This window comes from Variovorax paradoxus NBRC 15149, from assembly GCF_001591365.1.
In the GTDB taxonomy this organism is placed as follows: Bacteria; Pseudomonadota; Gammaproteobacteria; order Burkholderiales; family Burkholderiaceae_C; genus Variovorax; species Variovorax paradoxus.
In genome coordinates this window covers 18,041-37,154 of record NZ_BCUT01000006.1, presented here as the reverse complement: position 1 = coordinate 37,154, position 19,114 = coordinate 18,041, and the positions used below count along the sequence as shown (strand labels likewise).

The 19,114-nt window shown below is 68.6% G+C and carries 16 protein-coding genes; 11 read left to right on the top strand and 5 right to left on the bottom strand.

The window, feature by feature from the left end; genetic code table 11:
- Nucleotides 1-3 precede the first annotated feature (3 nt).
- The gene (locus VPA02S_RS24235; RefSeq protein ID WP_218002187.1) at nt 4-738 is read right to left on the bottom strand and encodes a 4Fe-4S dicluster domain-containing protein; all 735 of its coding nucleotides are present in this window, start codon (nt 736-738) and stop codon (nt 4-6) included.
- Between the two features lie 4 nt (nt 739-742).
- The gene (locus VPA02S_RS24230) at nt 743-3,688 is read right to left on the bottom strand and encodes a molybdopterin oxidoreductase family protein (RefSeq protein WP_062366087.1); all 2,946 of its coding nucleotides are present in this window, start codon (nt 3,686-3,688) and stop codon (nt 743-745) included.
- A gap of 84 nt (nt 3,689-3,772) precedes the next feature.
- On the opposite strand from VPA02S_RS24230, the gene VPA02S_RS24225 reads away from it, so the two are divergent.
- Nucleotides 3,773-4,708 (top strand): LysR family transcriptional regulator, encoded by a 936-nt coding sequence (locus VPA02S_RS24225; protein ID WP_062366086.1) that lies wholly within the window; start codon nt 3,773-3,775, stop codon nt 4,706-4,708.
- A 15-nt stretch (nt 4,709-4,723) separates the two neighbouring features.
- Here the strand turns inward: VPA02S_RS24225 and VPA02S_RS24220 are convergent, their stop codons facing one another.
- Nucleotides 4,724-5,494 carry a GntR family transcriptional regulator gene (locus VPA02S_RS24220; protein ID WP_021008462.1) on the bottom strand — a complete coding sequence of 257 codons (771 nt, stop codon included), beginning with the start codon at nt 5,492-5,494 and terminating at the stop codon, nt 4,724-4,726.
- A gap of 126 nt (nt 5,495-5,620) precedes the next feature.
- On the opposite strand from VPA02S_RS24220, the gene VPA02S_RS24215 reads away from it, so the two are divergent.
- The 5 genes from VPA02S_RS24215 to VPA02S_RS24195 are packed head-to-tail and all read left to right on the top strand — an operon-like array spanning nt 5,621 to nt 10,112.
- Nucleotides 5,621-5,902, top strand: coding sequence for a UxaA family hydrolase (locus VPA02S_RS24215; RefSeq protein WP_015866594.1), 282 nt, complete (start codon nt 5,621-5,623; stop codon nt 5,900-5,902).
- A gap of 53 nt (nt 5,903-5,955) precedes the next feature.
- Nucleotides 5,956-7,131 carry a UxaA family hydrolase gene (locus tag VPA02S_RS24210; RefSeq protein ID WP_062366084.1) on the top strand — a complete coding sequence of 392 codons (1,176 nt, stop codon included), beginning with the start codon at nt 5,956-5,958 and terminating at the stop codon, nt 7,129-7,131.
- Between the two features lie 25 nt (nt 7,132-7,156).
- Nucleotides 7,157-8,086: a hydroxyacid dehydrogenase gene (locus VPA02S_RS24205; RefSeq protein WP_244883735.1), complete on the top strand. Its 930-nt coding sequence runs from the start codon at nt 7,157-7,159 to the stop codon at nt 8,084-8,086.
- Nucleotides 8,083-9,084, top strand: coding sequence for an Ldh family oxidoreductase (locus tag VPA02S_RS24200; protein ID WP_062366081.1), 1,002 nt, complete (start codon nt 8,083-8,085; stop codon nt 9,082-9,084). Before VPA02S_RS24205 ends, VPA02S_RS24200 begins: the two co-directional genes overlap by 4 nt.
- A 35-nt stretch (nt 9,085-9,119) precedes the next feature.
- Entirely contained in the window at nt 9,120-10,112 is a 993-nt protein-coding gene (locus tag VPA02S_RS24195) for a Bug family tripartite tricarboxylate transporter substrate binding protein (RefSeq protein ID WP_062366079.1), read from the top strand.
- Here the strand turns inward: VPA02S_RS24195 and VPA02S_RS24190 are convergent.
- Together VPA02S_RS24190 and xsc are read right to left on the bottom strand one after the other, a co-directional pair.
- Nucleotides 10,096-11,301 carry an acetate/propionate family kinase gene (locus VPA02S_RS24190; protein WP_081247632.1) on the bottom strand — a complete coding sequence of 402 codons (1,206 nt, stop codon included), beginning with the start codon at nt 11,299-11,301 and terminating at the stop codon, nt 10,096-10,098. The genes VPA02S_RS24195 and VPA02S_RS24190 overlap by 17 nt on opposite strands.
- On the bottom strand, nt 11,298-13,121 hold the full coding sequence (gene xsc, locus VPA02S_RS24185; protein ID WP_018905419.1) for a sulfoacetaldehyde acetyltransferase: 1,824 nt from the start codon (nt 13,119-13,121) through the stop codon (nt 11,298-11,300). Before xsc ends, VPA02S_RS24190 begins: the two co-directional genes overlap by 4 nt.
- Nucleotides 13,122-13,279: 158 nt before the next feature.
- On the opposite strand from xsc, the gene VPA02S_RS24180 reads away from it, so the two are divergent.
- The 5 genes from VPA02S_RS24180 (at nt 13,280) to VPA02S_RS24160 (ending at nt 19,062) form a co-directional block, all read left to right on the top strand.
- Nucleotides 13,280-14,116, top strand: a complete 837-nt coding sequence (locus tag VPA02S_RS24180; RefSeq protein ID WP_018905418.1) for an IclR family transcriptional regulator — start codon at nt 13,280-13,282, stop codon at nt 14,114-14,116.
- 25 nt (nt 14,117-14,141) lie between these two features.
- Nucleotides 14,142-15,125 (top strand): AAA family ATPase, encoded by a 984-nt coding sequence (locus VPA02S_RS24175; protein WP_062366075.1) that lies wholly within the window; start codon nt 14,142-14,144, stop codon nt 15,123-15,125.
- Nucleotides 15,122-16,855, top strand: a complete 1,734-nt coding sequence (locus VPA02S_RS24170) for a cobaltochelatase CobT-related protein (protein WP_062366072.1) — start codon at nt 15,122-15,124, stop codon at nt 16,853-16,855. Before VPA02S_RS24175 ends, VPA02S_RS24170 begins: the two co-directional genes overlap by 4 nt.
- A 423-nt stretch (nt 16,856-17,278) precedes the next feature.
- Complete coding sequence (locus tag VPA02S_RS24165; RefSeq protein WP_015866605.1) at nt 17,279-18,073, top strand: IclR family transcriptional regulator; 795 nt, start codon at nt 17,279-17,281, stop codon at nt 18,071-18,073.
- Complete coding sequence (locus VPA02S_RS24160; RefSeq protein ID WP_015866606.1) at nt 18,070-19,062, top strand: tripartite tricarboxylate transporter substrate binding protein; 993 nt, start codon at nt 18,070-18,072, stop codon at nt 19,060-19,062. Before VPA02S_RS24165 ends, VPA02S_RS24160 begins: the two co-directional genes overlap by 4 nt.
- Nucleotides 19,063-19,114: the final 52 nt, after the last annotated feature.

Below are 19,114 nucleotides of genomic sequence, written 5' to 3'. Positions count from 1 at the left end.
CTCTTATTCCTCCTGCCCCGCGGTCTGCTGCGTGACGCGGCGCGGCAGGTACTGGTTGGCCGGGCTGGTTTCCCACTCGGGCATCAGTTGGTAGCCGCCGCGTTCGCGGATGGCCCTGGACACTTCGGAGTCCGGGTCCTTCACGTCGCCGAACAGGCGCGCGCCGGTGGGGCAGGCCTTGACGCAGGCGGGCTTGCGGTCTTCCTTGGGCAGGTGCTCGTCGTAGATGCGGTCGACGCACAGCGTGCACTTGGTCATGACCTGGCGCTCCTCGTCGAGCTCGCGTGCGCCGTACGGACAGGCCCATGCGCAGTACTTGCAGCCGATGCACTTGTCGTAGTCGACCAGCACGATGCCGTCTTCCTTGCGCTTGTAGCTGGCACCCGTGGGGCACACGGGCACGCAGGGCGGGTCTTCGCAGTGCAGGCAGCTCTTGGGGAAGTGCACCGTCTGCGTGGCCGGGAAGGTGCCGGCCTCGTAGGTCTGCACGCGGTTGAAGAAAGTGCCGGAGGGGTTGGCGCCGTAGGGCTGCGCGTCGGCCAGCGGGCCGGCGCTGCCGGAGGTGTTCCACTGCTTGCACGAAGTGACGCAGGCATGGCAGCCGACGCAGACGTTGAGGTCGATGACGAGGGCGAGTTGCTTGGCGAGGGTTTCGCCCGGCTCGGCGCGGACGCTGGCATTTCTCCCTCCCCCGGAAGGGGAGGGAGCAGATCCGGGGCCATCAGGTCCTTGAGCCACTGCATCATTTCTTCCCCCTCCCCGCAAAGTACGTCAGCACGCTCGCCGCCTTCCCCAGCACCCCCGGTGCGCTCGGCATGCTCGCCATCTGCGGAAAGCTTTCTTCCGGCTCGCCCGGTTCCGCGGGCCGTATGCGCACGCGCACGTCGTACCAGCCGGCCTGCCCCGTGACCGGATCCGAATTGCTGATGCGGCCGCTCGCGGTGCCTGCGCAAGGCAGTTCCTCGCTGATCAGGTGGTTGAGCAGGAAGCCCTTGCGCGCCTCGTCCGCACCCGGCGCCAGCTGCCAGGCACCATCGGCCTTGCCGATCGCGTTCCAGGTCCACACGGTGCCGGGCTCCACGGCCTCGCTGTAGCGCAGCATGCAGCGCACCTGGCCCCATTGGCTCTCGACCCAGCACCAGCCGCCGTCGGCAATGCCCGCGGCCTGCGCGGTGAGCGGGTTCACGTGCAGGTAGTTGTGGCTGTGGATCTGCCGCAGCCACGCGTTCTGCGAATCCCACGAGTGGTACATCGCCATCGGCCGCTGGGTGATGGCGTTGAGCGGATAGGCGTCGAGATCGGTCGAGGCCTCCTCGAGCGGCGGGTACCAGAAAGGCAGCGGATCAAAGTAGGTGTCGATGCGCTCCCGCAGCGCATCGGGCGGCTGCCGGCCCGCGCTCTTGCCCTGCGCGGCCAGGCGGAAGCTCTGCAGCGTGTCGGAGTACAGCGCCAGCTGCACCGGGTCGTTGCGCTGGCGCCAGCCCTTGTCCTTTGCAAAGTCGAGGTACTCGCGGTTCCAGTTGCGCATGTAGTGCATGGTCTCGGGCATGTGGTACTGGAACACGCAGTTGTTCCGTGCATACGCTTCCCACTGCTTGGGGTTGGGCTCGCCGCGCAGGTGCTCGGTGCCGTCCTTGCCGCGCCAGCCCATCAGAAAGCCGATGCCCGGCTGCGGCTGGAAGTTGACGACAAAGTCCGGATAGCCCGTGAACTTGCGCCCGCCTTCTGGCGTGGTGAAGGCCGGAAACTTCAGGCGCGAGGCCAGCTCGATCAGCACTTCCTGGAAAGGCTTGCACTGGCCGGTGGGCGGCACCACCGGAATGCGCACCGAATCGACCGGGCCGTCGAATTCCGAGATCGGCCGGTCGAGCATGCTCATCACGTCGTGGCGCTCCAGGTAGGTGGTGTCGGGCAGCACCAGGTCGGCAAAGGCCACGGTCTCGCTCTGGAAGGCGTCGCACACCACCAGGAAGGGGATCATGTGCTCGCCCTTCTCGTCCTTGCGGTTGAGCATCTCGCGCACGGCCATGGTGTTCATGCTGGAGTTCCAGGCCATGTTGGCCATGAAGATCAGCAGCGTGTCGATGCGGTAGGGGTCGCCCTTGACCGCATTGGTGATCACGTTGTGCATGAGCCCGTGCGCCGACAGCGGGTGCTCCCACGAGAACGCATGGTCGATGCGGATCGGCGAGCCATCGGGGTTGATGGCCAGCTCTTCCGGGTTGGCCGGAAAGCCCAGCGGCGCGGCATTGAGCGGCGTGTTGGGCTGGATCATTCCGGGGTCGTTGAAGGCGCGGTAGTTGGGCACGATGTGGCGCGGGTACGGCGCCTTGTGGCGGAAGCCACCGGGCGCGTCGATGGTGCCGAGCACGCTCATCAGCACCGCCAGCGCGCGCACGGTCTGGAAGCCGTTCGAATGGGCCGCGAGCCCGCGCATCGCGTGGAAGGCCACAGGCCGCGCCTGCGTGGTCGGGTGCTTCTTGCCCCAGGCATCGGTCCACGCAATGGGCAGCTCGAAGGCCTGGTGCAGCGCGGTCTCGCCCATCTCGCGCGCAAGCTTGCGGATGCGCTCGGCATCGATGCCGGTGATGGCCTCGGCCCATTCGGGCGTGCAGCTGGCCACGCGCTCGCGCAGCAGCTGGAACGAGGGCGCCACGCGCGTGCCGTCGGCCAGCGTGTAGTGGCCTTCGAGCGCGGGATCGCAGCCGTCGGCAATGCCTTCGGGGTAGGCGTTCTTCACGCTGCCGCTCGATCTGTCCCACACCAGCTTGTTGTGCGGATGGCGGCCGTCGCCGGGCGGCCCGCGCGTGGGGTCCGGGTCGAAGGCGAACAGGCCCTGGCGCTCGCAGTCGTCCAGCACCACGAGCTGCGGCGCATTGGTGAAGCGCTTCAAGAAAGCGTGGTCGATCAGGTCGTTCGCGATCAGCTCATGCAGCAGCGCCATGAACAATGCGCCGTCGGTGCCGGGCTTGATCGGAATCCATTCGTCCGCAATGGCCGAGTAGCCCGTGCGCACCGGATTGATCGAGATGAAGCGTCCGCCCGCGCGCTTGAACTTGCTGATGGCGATCTTCATCGGGTTGCTGTGATGGTCCTCGGCCGTGCCGATCATCACGAACAGCTTGGCGCGGTCGAGGTCGGGCCCGCCGAATTCCCAGAAGCTGCCGCCGATGGTGTAGATCATTCCCGCGGCCATGTTGACCGAGCAGAAGCCGCCGTGCGCCGCATAGTTGGGTGTGCCGAACTGGCGTGCGAACAGGCCCGTGAGTGCCTGCATCTGGTCGCGGCCCGTGAAGAGCGCGAACTTCTTCGGATCGGTCGCGCGGATCTTGCCGAGCCGCTCGGCCAGCATGTCGAAGGCGCGCTCCCAGCTGATGGGCTCGAACTCCCCGGCCCCGCGCTCACTGCCGGCCTTGCGCAGCAGCGGCTGCGTGAGGCGCGCGGGCGACACCTGCTTCATGATGCCCGAGGAGCCCTTGGCGCAGATCACGCCCTTGTTCAGCGGATGCTCGGGGTTGCCGTCGATGTAGCGCACCTCCGGGCCATGCTCGCCTTCGCGCAGGTGCACGCGGATGCCGCAGCGGCAGGCGCACATGTAGCAGGTGGTGGTCTTGACCTCGGTGTCCGCCGTGGGCGTGGGGGCGGCGAGCGGATCGTGGACGGGCTCTCGGGACAGGAAACTGAACACTGGCGGTCCTTCGTTTTTTTGTGCGGGGCTGCGCCGATGTTAGAGAGCATCGATCAAACGAAAAAGCGGAGAATATCGCTCACGATGACCGGAAAAACAGATCAGCAGCAGACCGCGCAGCGGCTTCGGCTCAACCTGCGCCAGCTCGAAGTGTTCGTGGCCACGGCCCGGGGCGGCAGCACGCGCGCCGCGGCCGACCGCGTCGCGCGCTCGCAGTCGGCCGCGAGCAGCGCGCTGGCCGACCTGGAGTCTTCCGTGGGCGCCCTGCTGTTCGACCGGCTCGGCCGCCGCCTGGTGCTCAACGAGAACGGCCGCGCGCTGCTGCCCAAGGCCCAGGCCCTGCTCGACCAGGCCGGCGAGGTGGAGGCACTGTTCAGCGGCGAGCATGCGGCGCCGCTGCGCGTGGCAGCCAGCTTCACCATCGGCGAATACCTGCTGCCCGAGCGCGTGTCGCAATGGACGGCGCTCCATCCGCAGAGCCAGGTTCACCTGCACATTGCCAACACGCGCGACGTGATCGAGGCGGTGGCTGGGTTCGACGTGGACGTCGGCTTCATCGAGGGGCCGCAGACGCACCCCGACCTGGTGGTGCGCGCTTGGCGCGAAGACGAGCTGGTGATCGTCGCCGCACCGGGCCATCCGCTCGCCAAGCGCATTGCCACCCACCACCAGCTCTCGCAGGCCACCTGGGTGCTGCGCGAGCACGGATCGGGCACGCGGCAGGTCACCGATGCATGGCTGATCCAGAACCTGGAACAGGTGCGCGTGGGCTTCGAGCTTGGCAGCACCGAGGCCATCAAGCGCGTGGTGGCCTCGGGCACCGGGCTGGCCTGCCTCTCGCGCTACACGGTGGCGCAGGCGCTGGAAGACGGCCACCTGATCGAGCTGCGCACGCGGCTGCCGGCCGGCATGCGGCGGCTGGCCACGGTGATGCACCGGGACAAGCTGCTGGGCCGCGCGACGGCCGACTTCCTGCGGCATTGCGGGGCGACCGTGCCGCGCACGCCGGCCGCGCGATAGGCCGCACGAAGCCGATCAAGCCGGCCGCGACAGCAGGTGCACGTACTCGTACTGCGCCGTGTTGATGGTCGACACGCGGTACTCCACCGGCTTGTCGCCGAAGGTGAGCGCGGTGCGCCGCACCTCCATCACCGGCGCGCCCGGCGCCACGCCCAGGATGCGCACCACGCTGCGGTCGGCCGCCATCGCGCGTGCGCGCTCGCGCGCCAGCGTCACGGTGATGCCGAACTCGGTCTGGTAGAGGTGGTAGATGGTGCTCGGCCGCTCGCGAAAGCGCTTCTCGGTCAGGCCCTTGAAGAGCAGCGCCGGCAGCGTGAGCCGGTCGTGGATCACCGCCCTGCCCTGCAGCAGCAGCCGGTTGTCGATCTGGATGGCGGGCTCGCCGGTTCGCAGGCCCAGCGCCTGCGCCGGCTCCTCGTCCATGCGCACGCGCTCGAAGGCAACGAACTCCACCTGCGGCGCCTGCCTGAGGCCGTCGCTGCGCTCCACGTGGAAGAACTGGAACATGAAGCGGTCGTCGTTGTGCACTGCAACGAAGGTGCCGCGCCCCTGCCGCCGCACGAGGATGTGCTCGGCCACCAGGTCGTCGGTCGCGTGGCGCAGCGTGCCGATCGACACGCCCAGCGCCGCCGCCAGCTCGCTCTCGCTCGGCAGCACGCTGCCGGCCGCGCAGCGCCCCGATTCGATGGCGCGCAGCAGCGAGCGCTTGACGAGCCGGTAGAGCGGCGCACCCGCCGACTCGGCGGGAATCGGTTCGAACGCGGAGATGTCTGTCGAGCGGGGCATGGCGCATTGTGGCGGCCGCATCGCGATTCATCCAAGTCATTCATATGACCTGTTTGACACGCGGAGACGCGCACTCGGACACTGGCCCGGCTGCAAATTCTCAGCGAGTCACAACAGGAGACAACGATGATTCATTTCGTTCTGCACGACGCGAAGGACACGGTCGCGGTCGTGGTGGTGGAAGGCGTCAAGGCCGGCATGTCGCTCAGCGGCTGGATCATGGACGAGGACCGCATGACCAGCGTCGATGCGCGCCAGGACATCCCGATCGGCCACAAGGTCGCGCTCAAGGACATGGCGCCCGGCGACACGGTGTGGAAGTACGGCATCGACATGGGCAAGGTGGTCGCGCCGATCAAGGCCGGCGAGCACGCGCACGTGCAGAACATCAAGACCAAGCGCTGGTAAGACACCGCCCCGCTTCGCCCACTTCCATTCCCCCACGAATCAGAAAGCACCGCATGTCCATCATTTCCAAAGACACCACCTTCCTCGGCTACCGCCGCGAAAACGGCCGCGTCGGCGTGCGCAACCACGTCATCATCCTGCCGCTGGACGACCTCTCCAACGCGGCCGCCGAAGCGGTGGCCCACAACATCAAGGGCGCGCTGGCCATTCCGCATCCCTATGGCCGGCTGCAGTTCGGCGCCGACCTGGAGCTGCATTTCCGCACGCTGATCGGCGCGGGCTGCAACCCGAACGTGGCGGCGGTCGTCGTCATCGGCATCGAGGACAGCTGGACGCAGAAGGTGGTCGACGGCATCGCCGCCACGGGCAAGCCGGTGGCCGGCTTCGGCATCGAGGGCCACGGCGACCACGACACCATCCTGCGCGCGAGCAAGGTGGCGCGCGAGTTCGTGCAAGCGGCCAGCGAGAAGCAGCGCGAGCCCTGCGGCATCCACGAGCTGTGGGTGTCCACCAAGTGCGGCGAGAGCGACACCACCTCGGGCTGCGGCTCCAACCCCACCGTGGGCAACGCCTTCGACAAGCTCTACGAGACCGGCAACACGCTGGTGTTCGGCGAGACCTCCGAGATCACCGGCGGCGAGCGCATCGTGGCCGACCGCTGCCGCACGCCCGACGTGAAGGAGCGCTTCATGTTCATGTTCAACCGCTACCAGGACATGATCAACCGCCACAAGACCAGCGACCTGTCGGACTCGCAACCCACCAAGGGCAACATCGCGGGCGGCCTGACGACCATCGAGGAAAAGGCGCTCGGCAACATCCAGAAGATCGGCAAGAAGTGCATGGTGGACGGCGTGCTCGACAAGGCCGAGGTGCCCACCGGCCCGGGCCTGTGGTTCATGGACTCGTCCAGCGCGGCGGCCGAGATGGTCACGCTGTGCGCCGCATCGGGCTACGCGGTGCACTTCTTCCCCACGGGCCAGGGCAACGTGATCGGCAACCCGATCCTGCCGGTCATCAAGATCTGCGCCAATCCGCGCACCGTGCGGCTCATGAGCGAGCACGTCGACGTCGACACCTCGGGCCTGCTGCAGCGCGAGATGACGCTCGACCAGGCCGGCGACCAGCTGCTCGAATGCATGCTGCGCACCGCCAACGGCCGGCTCACCGCGGCCGAAGCGCTGGGCCACCGCGAGTTCGTGCTGACGCGGCTGTACGAGTCGGCCTGACGGCGCCCGCGCGATGGCAGGCATCATGAAGCGGATAGTGATTGCGGAGTTCATGGACGCCGCCGCGGTTGCGCAGTTGCGCGAGCGGCACGACGTTCTCTACGACGTGGCGCTGGTGGACGACGGCGCCCGGCTCTACAAGGAAGCGAAGTGGGCCCACGCGCTCATCGTGCGCAACCGCACGCAGGTGCGCGGCGAACTGCTGGATGCACTCACGCAGTGCACGGTGGTGGGCCGGCTGGGCGTGGGCCTGGACAACATCGACGTGGCGGGCTGCGAAGCACGCGGCATCCGGGTGATTCCGGCCACGGGCGCCAATGCACTGAGCGTGGCCGAGTACGTGATCGCGAGCGCCATGCTGCTGCTGCGCGGCGCCTACGGCTCCACCGCCGCGGTGGCGGCGGGGCGCTGGCCGCGCAATGCGCTGTCGAACGGGCGCGAGCTGGCGGGCAAGACGCTCGGGCTGGTCGGCTTCGGCGCCATCGGGCAGCTGACGGCGCGGCTTGCGCAGGCGCTCGGCATGCGCACGGTGGCTTTCGACGCCATGATGGACGGCAGCCACCCGGCCTTCGCCGCAACGGGCACGCAGCCACTGGGCCTCGATGCGCTGGTGGCGCAGGCCGACGTGGTGAGCCTGCACCTGCCGCTGGTGGACGGCACGCGCAACCTGTTCCATGCGCCGCGCATCGCGGCCATGAAGGGCGGCGCGGTGCTCGTCAACACATCGCGCGGCGGCATCGTCGACGAAGCCGCCGTGGCGCTTGCGCTGCGCGAAGGCCGGCTCGGCGGCGCGGCGCTCGATGTGTTCGAGGCCGAGCCGCTCGCGGCCAGCCCGCATTTCGAGGGCTGCCCCAACCTGCTGCTGACACCGCACATCGCGGGCGTGACGGCCGAGTCGAACGAGCGCGTGAGCAGCCTCATTGCACAGAAGGTGCTGGAGGCGCTGGAACCATGACGATGCTGAGTCTTGAGGAAGCGCGAAACGCGGTGGCCGCGGCCTTGCGCGCGGCTGGCGCGAACGAGGCGATGGCGGCCGCCGCCGCACGCGCATTGGTGCTGGCCGAGGCGCAGGGCCTGGGCTCGCACGGCCTCTCCCGCGTGGCCCAGTACGCCACGCACCTGCGCAACGGCCGGGTGAATGGCAATGCCATGCCGGCGCTGCGCCGCCAGAAAGGCGCGGTCGTACTGGTCGATGCGCAGGAGGGCCTGGCCTTCGCCGCCTGCGAAATGGCTGTTGCCGAGGCTATCGGCCGCGCGCGCGACTTCGGCATTGCGATTGCGGGCGTCACGGACAGCCACCACTGCGGCGTGGTGGTCGACCATTTGCGGCCGGTGGCCGAGGCCGGCATGGTCGGGCTCGGCTTTGCCAACTCGCCGGCCGCGATGCCGGCGGCCGGCGGGCGCCACCCCATCTTCGGCACCAACCCGGTGGCGGCGATTTTTCCGCGCCGCGGTGCGCTGCCGCTCGCCATCGATCTGAGCCTTTCGGAAGTGGCGCGCGGCAAGGTCATGGTGGCCGCGAAGCAGGGCAAGGCCATACCGATCGGCTGGGCCGTCGACCGCCACGGCCAGCCGACCACCGATGCGCAGGCTGCGCTCGAAGGCTCGATGCTGCCCATCGGCGCGGCCACCAGCCCCAAGGGCGCGATGCTGGCGCTGGTGGTCGAGCTGCTGGTGACGGCGCTGATCGGTGCGCAGTTCGGCTTCGAGGCATCGAGCTTCTTCGAGGATGCCGGCAACCGGCCGCGCATCGGCCAGGCCTTCATCGTCATCGACCCCGGCGCGCTCGCGGGCTCTGCGGGCTACCTCGACCGCGTCGAGGTGCTGGTGGGCGAGATGCTGCGCGACGACGGCGTGCGCCTGCCCGGCACTCGGCGCAAGGAACTTCGGCTGCGCGCCGAGGCAGAGGGCATCGAGGTGCCCGAGGCGCTGCTCGCGCAGTGGCGAAGCTAGGCGCCACGACCCACACAACAACAGGAGACAACACGATGAAACGACGCGAATGGATGCAGGGGACCACCGCCCTGGCTGCGGCGGGATCGCTGGGCGCGCTCATGCCGATGCTGGCACGCGCGCAGGGCGGCGACTACCCCAAGCCGGACGCCACGCTGCGCTACGTGGTGCCCTTTCCGCCGGGCGGCCTGACGGACGTGATGGCGCGGCAGATCGGCCAGCAGCTGGGCGAGCGCTGGAAGGTCAACGTGCTGGTGGACAATCGGCCCGGCGGCAACGGGCAGATCGGCGCCGACCTGGTGGCCAAGGCGCCGCCCGACGGCAACACGCTGCTCGCGGTCACGCTGACGCATGCGGCCAACGTCACGCTGTTTCCGAAGTCGCCGTTCAGCTTCCAGAAGGACCTGCGGCCGGTGGCGCTGCTGGCCGGCAGCCCGATGCTGATCGTGGTGCCCGTGGCCAGCCCCATCCAGGACATGAAGGGCCTGGTCGCGGCGGCGAAGGAGCGCAAGCTCAACGCCGGCTCCAGCGGCAACGGCACGCCGCCCCACCTGACGCTCGCGCTCTTCAACGATCTCAACAAGTCCAACATCCAGCACGTGCCCTACAAGGGCGGCGCGCCGTGCATCACCGACCTCATCGGCGGCCAGCTCGACGTGGTGTTCTCGAACATTCCGGAGTCGATCGCGCATGTGAAGGGCGGCAAGCTGCGCGCGCTCGCCATTGCAAGCAAGACCCGCTACCCCTTGCTGCCCGAGGTGCCGACCACCGCCGAAGCCGGCATGCCCGCGCTGCAGGTCGAGAACTGGACCGGCATGATGGCGCCGGCCGGCATGCCCGATGCCGCGGTGCAGAAGCTGGGCGCGGAGGTGGTGAAGATCCTCGCGCAGCCCGGCCTCGACGAACGCATGCGCCAGCAGGGCTTCGTGATCGATGCGCGCGGGCCGGACCGCTTTGCGGCGTTCCTGGCTGACGAGATCGCGCGCTGGGCGCACGTCATCAAGGCGGCGGCTATCCAGCCTGGCTGAGCCGCAGCAGCCGCGCGGTGTGGCGCGCGATCACGGCCTCTTCGTCGGTGCGCAGCACCCAGGCGCTGACGGGGCTCTCGGGCGTGGTGAGTTGCGCCCTGCCCGCGCGGTTCGCTTCCACGTCGACGCGCAAGCCGAGCCAGCTGCACTGCAGAAGGATGCGCTCGCGCAGCGCGGCGGCGTTCTCGCCGATGCCGCCAGTGAACACGATGGCATCCACGCCGCGCAGCGCCGCAGCCAGCATGCCCATGTGCTGCACCACCTGCTCGATGAAATGCGCGATGGCTTCGGCGGCGGCGGGCACGGCCGAAGCCTCCAGCTCGCGCATGTCGCTGGAAATTCCCGACAGCCCCAGCAGGCCCGATTCGCGGAACAGCAGCTTCTCGACATCGTCCGCCGACATGCCCTGCGAGCGCATCAAATACAGCACCACGGCCGCATCGAGGTGCCCGCAGCGCGTGCCCATGGTGAGGCCGTCGAGCGGCGAGAAGCTCATCGTCGTGGCCACCGACCGGCCCTCGGCCATGCCGCACATCGATGCGCCGTTGCCCAGGTGCGCGACGATCACGCGCTGCCGTGCCAGCTGCGGCGCCAGTTGCGCGAACTGCGTCACGATCGATTCGTAGGACAGGCCGTGGAAGCCGTAGCGCCGCACGCCTGCATCGTGCAGCGCACGCGGCAGCGCGAAGCGGCGGTTCACATCGGGCTGGCTGGCATGAAAGGCGGTGTCGAAGCACGCCACCTGCGGCACGCCATCGAAAGCCTTCATGGCGGCGCGCACGCCCGCGAGGTTGTGCGGCTGGTGCAGCGGCGCAAGCGGCTCGAGCGCGGCCAGTTCGGCCAGCACCGCATCGTCGATGCGCACCGGCGCCACGAAGTTCACGCCGCCATGCACGATGCGATGGCCGACCGCCGCGATGCGGCCGCCGTCGCCTTGTTGTACATGCCATTCGAGCAGCGCGGCCAGCGCACCCTGGTGCGAGCGGCTGTCGCCTTCCAGCGCCGCGTCGTGCAGCGTGCGGCCTTCGCCGTCGCGCACGCGCAGCCGCGCCTTCAGCCCCGCGCCCAGTCCGTCGGCCTGGCCCGACCAGCGGGCGGCAGGCAGCGCGCCGCCCTCGCCCGGCGCGGCGAACAGTGCCACCTTGATCGACGACGACCCGGCGTTGAGGGTGAACAGCGAATCGGTCAGACGTAGTCCTTGTACTTGTCGAGGAAGCGCACCGGCTTGGACAGCGCATCGCGGCGGAACGGATCGCCGAGCTCGCGGGTGCACATGATCTCGATCACGCAGGTCTTCTTCTGGTTCATCTGCATGTCGATGGCCTTCTTCAGTGCCGGGCCCACGTCCTCGAGCCTGTCGACCACGATGCCCTCGGCACCCATGGCCTTGGCAATGCCCGCGAAGCTCTCGCTCTCGAGCTCGCCCGCGACGAAGCGGCGGTTGTAGAAGTCGACCTGGTTCTTCTTCTCGGCGCCCCACTGGCGGTTGTGGAAGACCACGGCCGTCACCGGGATATCGTGCCGCACGGCGGTCATGATCTCGACCATGCTCATGCCCCAGGCGCCATCGCCGGCATAGGCCACGGCCGGGCGGTCGGGCGCCGCGCACTTGGCGCCGATCATGGTCGGCAGCGAGTAGCCGCAGTTGCCGAAGCTCATCGGCGCGAAGAAGCTCCTCGGCTCCTCGAAGCGCAGGTAGCTGTTGGCAATGGCATTGATGTTGCCGATGTCGGTGGAGACCATCACGCGCGGCGGCATGGCCTTCTCGAGCTCGCGCAGCACCTGGCGCGGGTGCAGGTAGGTGCCGCCGGTGGGCGTCTTCTCGCCCTTGGCCTCTTCGATGGCGTCGAGGCTGAATTGGTCGCGCTCGTGGGTCCACTCGTCGAGTTCTTTTTCCCATGCGGCCTTTTCGGCCTTGATCTTGTCGGCGCGCTGGGCCTTGGTGGCGTCGCAGGCCAGGGTCTTGCCCTGCAGGCGCTTGAGCAGTTCCCGGGCAGTGGCCTTGGCGTCGCCGTGGATGCCGACGGTGATCTTCTTCACGAGGCCGAGGTTGGTGTGGTCGGCTTCCACCTGGATGATCTTCGCGTCCTTCGGCCAGTAGTCCATGCCGTGCTGCGGCAAGGTGCCGAAGGGCCCCATGCGCGAGCCGAGCGCCAGCACCACGTCGGCCTGCGCGATCAGCTTCATCGCGGCCTTGGAGCCCTGGTAGCCGAGCGGGCCGGCGGCAAGCGGATGGCTCGCGGGGAACGAGTCGTTGCGGAGATACCCGTTGGCCACGGGCGCGCCCAGGCGCTCGGCCAGCGCCTTGCACTCTTCGACCGCATCGCCCATCACCACGCCGCCGCCCGAGAGGATGACCGGAAACTTGGCCGAGGCCAGCAGCTCGACGGCCGCATTCAGGCTGTTCTCGCCGCCCGCGCCGCGCTCCACGCGCATGGGCTTCGGGATCTCGGTGGTGATCTCGCCGTAGAAGTAGTCGCGCGGAATGTTGAGCTGCGTCGGGCCCATCTCGGAGATGGCGCGGTCGAAGCAGCGCGCGGTGTACTCGGCCATGCGCTTGGGATTGTTGACGTGGCCCTGGTACTTGGTGAACTCCTGGAACATCGGCAGCTGGTTGGCTTCCTGGAAGCCGCCCAGGCCCATGCCCATGGTGCCGGTCTCGGGCGTGATCATCACGACCGGGCTGTGCGCCCAGTAGGCGGCCGCGATGGCCGTCACGCAGTTGCTGATGCCGGGGCCGTTCTGGCCGATCACCACGCCGTGGCGGCCCGAAACGCGCGCATAGCCGTCGGCCATGTGGGCGCCGCCCTGCTCGTGCACCACCGGAATCAGGCGGATGCCGGCGGGCGCGAAGATGTCCATCGCGTCCATGAAGGCCGAGCCCATGATGCCGAAGATGTCGGTCACGCCGTTGGCGACCATGGTTTCGACGAAGGCCTCGGAGGGCGTCATCTTCTGCACGCCGGCGACGGCTTCGCGGGTGGGTGCGGCGGGTTGCTTCTGGCTCATGGAAGGCGTCTCCTGAAGGGAATGGGGCGGTCGGCGGGTTTCAAAAGCCGGAACGGGTTGTTCCGATTTCTCTCCGGCGGAATATAGGACGGCAAGTCCTTGGCGTCAAACAATTTACAAAAACCGGTACGTCTTGTCTTGTTTTTTGTAAAAAGACTATGATCCGGCCCATGAAGATCGTCAAGGGGCCCACGCCCGAAACCCTGGAGCCGGCGCCGGGCGACACGCCCACCATGCGCCTGTTCGGGCTGCTCGAAACCATGGCCGCCAAGGACCAGCGCTACTCGCTGCAGGGCCTGGTGGAAGAGACCGGCATGCCCAAGCCCACCCTGCACCGCATGCTCCAGCAGCTCGAAGGCGCGGGCCTGCTGCAGCGCGAGGGCGACGGCCGCCACTACGGCATCGGCACGCGGCTGCGGCGGCTGGCCGAGAACCTGCTGCTCAACGACAGCCTCCACGGTGCACGCCATACGGTGCTGCGTCAACTGGTGGAAGAAATCGGCGAGAGCTGCAACCTCACCGCGCTCTCGGGCAGCGAGGTGGTGTACCTCGACCGCGTGGAGACCGCCGCGCCGCTGCGCTTCTACCTGCACTCCGGCTCGCGCGTGCCGGTGCACTGCTCGGCCAGCGGCAAGATCTTTCTCGCGCAGATGAGCGCAGCGCAGCGCCGCCGCCTGCTCTCCAACGCGCCGCTGGAGCCCTACACGCCCCGCACGCTCACCGACCCCGAGGCGCTCGAAAAGGAAGTGCAGCGCGTGCGCAAGGACGGCTACGCCATCGACAACGAAGAGTTCCTGCCCGGCCTGCTCTGCATTGCCGCGCTGGTGCCTTCGGGCGACGACGGCCCCTCGAACCTGTGCATCGCGGTGCAGGCGCCGGTCATGCGGCTCGATGCCGCGAAGGCGAAGGCGCTGCTGCCCGCGCTGCAGCGCGCCGCACTGGCGCTGAGCCGCATCGATGCCGACGCGGGCACCACCAGCCGCGCGCAGGCCTGACCCACTCCATTCTGGAAAGCCCACCGTGACCGACATCGCAGACCTTCGGCCCGACCGCATGCTGAGCGTGCGCGAGGTGTTCGGCATCGACACCGACCTGCAAGTGCCCGCCTTCAGCGAACGCGACGACCACGTGCCGGAGATCGATGCGGTCTACCGCTTCAACCCCGACGTGACGCTCGCCATCCTCGCGGGCTTCATGCGCGACCGGCGCGTGATGGTGCAGGGGCTGCACGGCACCGGCAAGTCGACCCACATCGAGCAGGTGGCGGCGCGGCTGAACTGGCCCTGCGTGCGGCTGAACCTCGACGGCCACATCAGCCGGCTTGACCTCGTGGGCAAGGACGCGGTGGTGCTGCGCGAAGGAAAGCAGGTCACCGAGTTCCAGGAAGGCATCGTGCCGTGGTCGCTGCAGCGGCCGGTGGCGCTGGTGTTCGACGAGTACGACGCGGGGCGGCCCGACGTGATGTTCGTGATCCAGCGCATCCTGGAACAGGGCGGCAAGTTCACGCTGATGGACCAGAACCGGGTGCTGCACCCGCACCCCTTCTTCCGCCTCTTCGCCACCGCCAACACGGTCGGCCTGGGCAACCTCAACGGCCTGTATCACGGCGCGCAGCGGCTCAACCATGCGCAGATCGACCGCTGGAACATCGTGGCCTCGCTCAACTACCTGCCGGCCGATGAAGAGATCGCGATCGTGCAGGCGCGCGTGCCTTCGCTGGCGGACGATGCGGGGCGCCGGCTGGTCGCATCGATGGTGGCCGTGGCCGATCTCACGCGCAAGGGCTTCGCCGCGGGCGACCTCTCGACGCTGATGTCGCCGCGCACCGTGATCACCTGGGCCGAGAACGTCGAGATCTTCAAGGATCCGGCGCTGGCGTTCCGCCTGTCCTTCGTCAACAAGTGCGACGACGCGGAGCGGCCTCTGGTGGCCGAATATTTCCAGCGCTGCTTCGACCAGGAACTGAAGGAGTCGCACCAGCTGTCGTCGGGACCGCACGAATGACCGACATGCCCGCGAGCGCCATGCAGCGCCGCGTGCGGCAGGAGGAGCAGGTCGCCGAACTCTGCGCGGGCGTGGTGCGGGCCTTCAGCGGCGAACGCGACCTGCACTTTCGCGGCCGACGCCTGCACCGCGGCCGCGTGGCGCTGCCGTGGTTCGCGCCGCACCTGCATCCTTCGCCCGAAACCGACGACTTCGCCTCCTTTCGCGGCGTGGCCGACGGATTGGCGCTGCGGCTCACGGTGTCCGATGCCGCGCTGCACGACAGCCTGCGGCCCGAAGAGCCCGTCGAACGCATGCTGTTCGAGATGCTCGAGCAGTTCCGCGCCGAAGCCATGGCGCCCGAGGTCATGGCGGGCATGCGCCACAACCTGCGGCACCGCCACGAACAGTGGTCGCTCGCCTTCCACCATTCGGGCCTGACCGACACGGCGCGCGGCCTGCTGCTCTACGCCGTGGCGCAAATCTGCCGCGCCCGCGTGAGCGGCCAGCAGGTGGTGGAAGAAACCGAAGACATGCTCGAAGCCACGCGCTTTCACCTTGCGCCGCTGATCGGCCACGCGCTCGCGGGCCTGCGCCGCGACCGCGCCGACCAGGCCGCCTACGCCGTGCACGCACTCGCCATCGCGCGCACCGTCGCCGCGATGCTGCATGAGGCCGGCGAAGACAGCAGCGACGCACGCGACCCGCATGTGGACGACAAGCGCAGCGTGTTCATGCTGGTCGCCGACATGGACCGCGAGATCATCGAACGCTTCACCACCGCCGAGTCGGGCCGCAGCGCGGTGCTCGACGGCGCGGGCGGCGCCTACCGCGTCTTCACCGCCGCCTACGACCGCGAACACGACGCCGCCGCGCTCGCGCGCAGGGAAGTGCTCGCCGGCCACCGCGAAAAGCTCGACCGCCGCATCGCCGCGCAGGGCGTGAACATCGCGCGCCTGGCCCGCGAACTGCGTGCCCTGCTCGCCGACCCCACGCGCGACGGTTGGGACAGCGGCCAGGAAGAAGGCTTGGTCGACGGCCGCCGGCTCGCGCAGCTGGTGGCCTCGCCGACCGAGCGCCGGCTGTTCCGCACCGAGCGCATGGAGCCGGTGGCCGACTGCATGGTGACGTTCCTGATCGACTGCTCGGGTTCGATGAAGGAGCATGCCGAATCGGTCGCGATGATGGTCGACGTGTTCGCGCGCGCGCTGGAGCAGGCCGGCGTGGCCAGCGAGGTGCTGGGCTTCACCACCGGCGCCTGGAATGGCGGCCGCGCGCAGCGCGAGTGGGTGCGTGCCGGCAGGCCGCCTCACCCCGGCCGCCTCAACGAGCGCTGCCACATCGTCTTCAAGGCCGCCGCCACGCCCTGGCGCCGCGCGCGGCCCGCGATGGCGGCGCTGCTGAAGGCCGACCTGTTCCGCGAGGGCATCGACGGCGAAGCGGTCGACTGGGCCTGCACGCGCCTGCGCGAGCGGCCGGAGGCACGCAAGCTCCTGTTGGTGATTTCCGACGGCTCGCCGATGGACAGCGCGACGCACCTGGCCAACGATGCGCACTATCTCGACCACCACCTGCGCGACGTGGTGGCGCGGCAGGAGCAGCGGCGCGACATCGAGATAGCCGGTATTGGTGTCGGGCTCGATCTGAGCCCGTACTACAGCCGCAGCCATGTGCTGGACCTTGCGACGTCTTGCGGCAATACGATCTTCCGCGAGGTGATCGACCTGATGGCGGGTCGGCATCGGCGCTGAGCGCCACCGAGGCGCTGCTGTTCGGGGCGCGCTCCCGCCGACGGGGTACCTTGCTCCGCGAATGTCCCCCGGCCTTCGGCCTCCTCCTTTATTTCGCTGCGCAAGGCACCCCATCGACGGGAGCGTTGCAAAGAGCGGTGGTTGATCAGCAATACACCAGCAGCGTGCCCAGGTGCACAGAGCATCGGGTGCTCCCCGCAGCGAAATAAAGGAGGAGGCCGCAGGCCGGGGGACATTCGCGGAGGGGAGTACCCGGTGATCTGTGCACGCGCCCTGAACAAAAGCGTCCTGAAAAATAACAAGCAAAACCTGAAACATTTAGAACTACATCCAAGTCCCCGATTGACAAAACAACCGATCAGTCCAAACATCGCGTCTCACATCCAGGAACAACGTTCCAATATTTGGAACACCCAGAACCTCATGGATTCCACCCTCGCCAAAGGCCTTGCCGCCATCGAATGGATGACGCGGCAACAGCGCGACTGCCGCGTCACCGACCTCGCCCAGGCCTTCGGCATGGCGCGCAGCAACGCGCACCGCACCCTGCAGACCCTGGTCGACTGCGGCTGGGCCGTGCAGGACCCGGACACCAGCGCCTACCGCCCGAGCCTGCGACTGTTCGAACTGGGCGCGCTGGTCTCCGAGGCCACCGACATGGGCTCGCTGCTGCGGCCGCACCTCGCGGCGCTGGCGCAGCAGACCGGCGAGACCATCCACCTTGCGGTGCTCGACGGCGCCGAGATCGTCTACCTCGACAAGTTCGACAGCCCCCTGCCCGTGGCCGCCTATTCGCGCATCGGTGGCCGGGCGGCGGCGTACTGCGTGGCTTCGGGCAAGGCCCTGCTTGCCGCGGCCGCGCCGGACCTTTCCGCGCTGCACGAGCGCCTCGGCACGCTCGCGGCGCACACCAAGAACAGCATCACCAGCTTCGATGCCCTTCTCTCGGAACTCGAACGCACGCGCGTTCGCGGCTATGCGGAAAACCGCGAGGAATGGCGCCTCGGCGTCTGCGGTCTGGGCGTGCCGGTGTTCAACGCGCGCGGCGAGGCCGTCGCGGCCGTCGGCATGAGCGTGCCCTCGATCCGCTTCGCGCGGACGCAGGCGCGCGGACTGGCCGACCGCCTCATGGCCTGCGCGCGCGACGCGAGCGTCACGCTCGGCTACCGGGCGAGCCCGCTGCCGACATCCACCACAAGGAGAAGGAGACTCGAATGAACCTGTTGTTCCCCGCCCCCTGGCTGCGCGCTGCGCTGCTGGCCGCGGCCACCCTGGCTCTGCCCTTTGCCGCGCAGGCGCAAAACGGCACCGACTATCCGAACAAGCCGATCCGGCTCGTCGTTCCGTACCCGCCCGGCGGCGGCACCGACGTGATCGCGCGCATCGTGCAGGAGCGCTTCTCGTCGCTGCTCGGCCAGCAGGTGCTCATCGACAACCGCGGCGGCGCGGCCGGCTCCATCGGCACCGAGATCGTGGCCAAGGCCCCGCCCGACGGCTACACGGTGCTGTTCACGCTGTCTTCGCACACCATCAACCCGGCGATCTACACCAAGCTCTCGTTCGACACCGCGAAAGACTTCGCGCCCGTGGGCCTGGTCGCTTCGCTGCCGCAGATCCTGGTGGCCAACACGCAGTTCGCGCCCAACACGGTGGCCGAGCTGGTGGCGCTCGCCAAGGCCAAGCCGGGCTCGCTTTCCTTCGCCTCGGTGGGCAACGGCTCGCCCGGACACCTGGCGGGCGAGCTGCTGAAGCTGCGCACCGGCACCCAGATGACGCACATCCCCTACCGCGGCGGCGGCCCGGCCGTGACCGACGTGATGGGCGGGCAGGTGCCGCTGCTGTGGGTGTCGATTCCCGCGGCCGCGCAGTTCGTGAAGGCCGGCAAGCTCAAGGCGCTGGCGGTGTCGACCACCAAGCGCAGCGCGGCCTTCCCCGACGTGCCCACGATGCAGGAAGCAGGCATTGCCGATTTCGACGTCGACTCCTGGTACGCGGTGTTCGTGCCCGCGAAGACGCCGCAGCCCACCATCGACAAGCTCAACCGCGTCATCAACACGGTGGTCAAGGAACCGGAGATCCGCGACAAGCTGCTGGCGCAGGGCAGCGAAGGCGTCGGCGGCACGCCGGAGCAATTGGGCAAGGTGGTGACCACGGAACTCGTGCGCTGGCAGAAGCTCGCAAAAGAAGCCAGCATCAAGGTGGACTAGAGCTCGCCCCCAGGCTCCGCGCACTTCGTGTCGCTTCTCCCACCCCCTACCG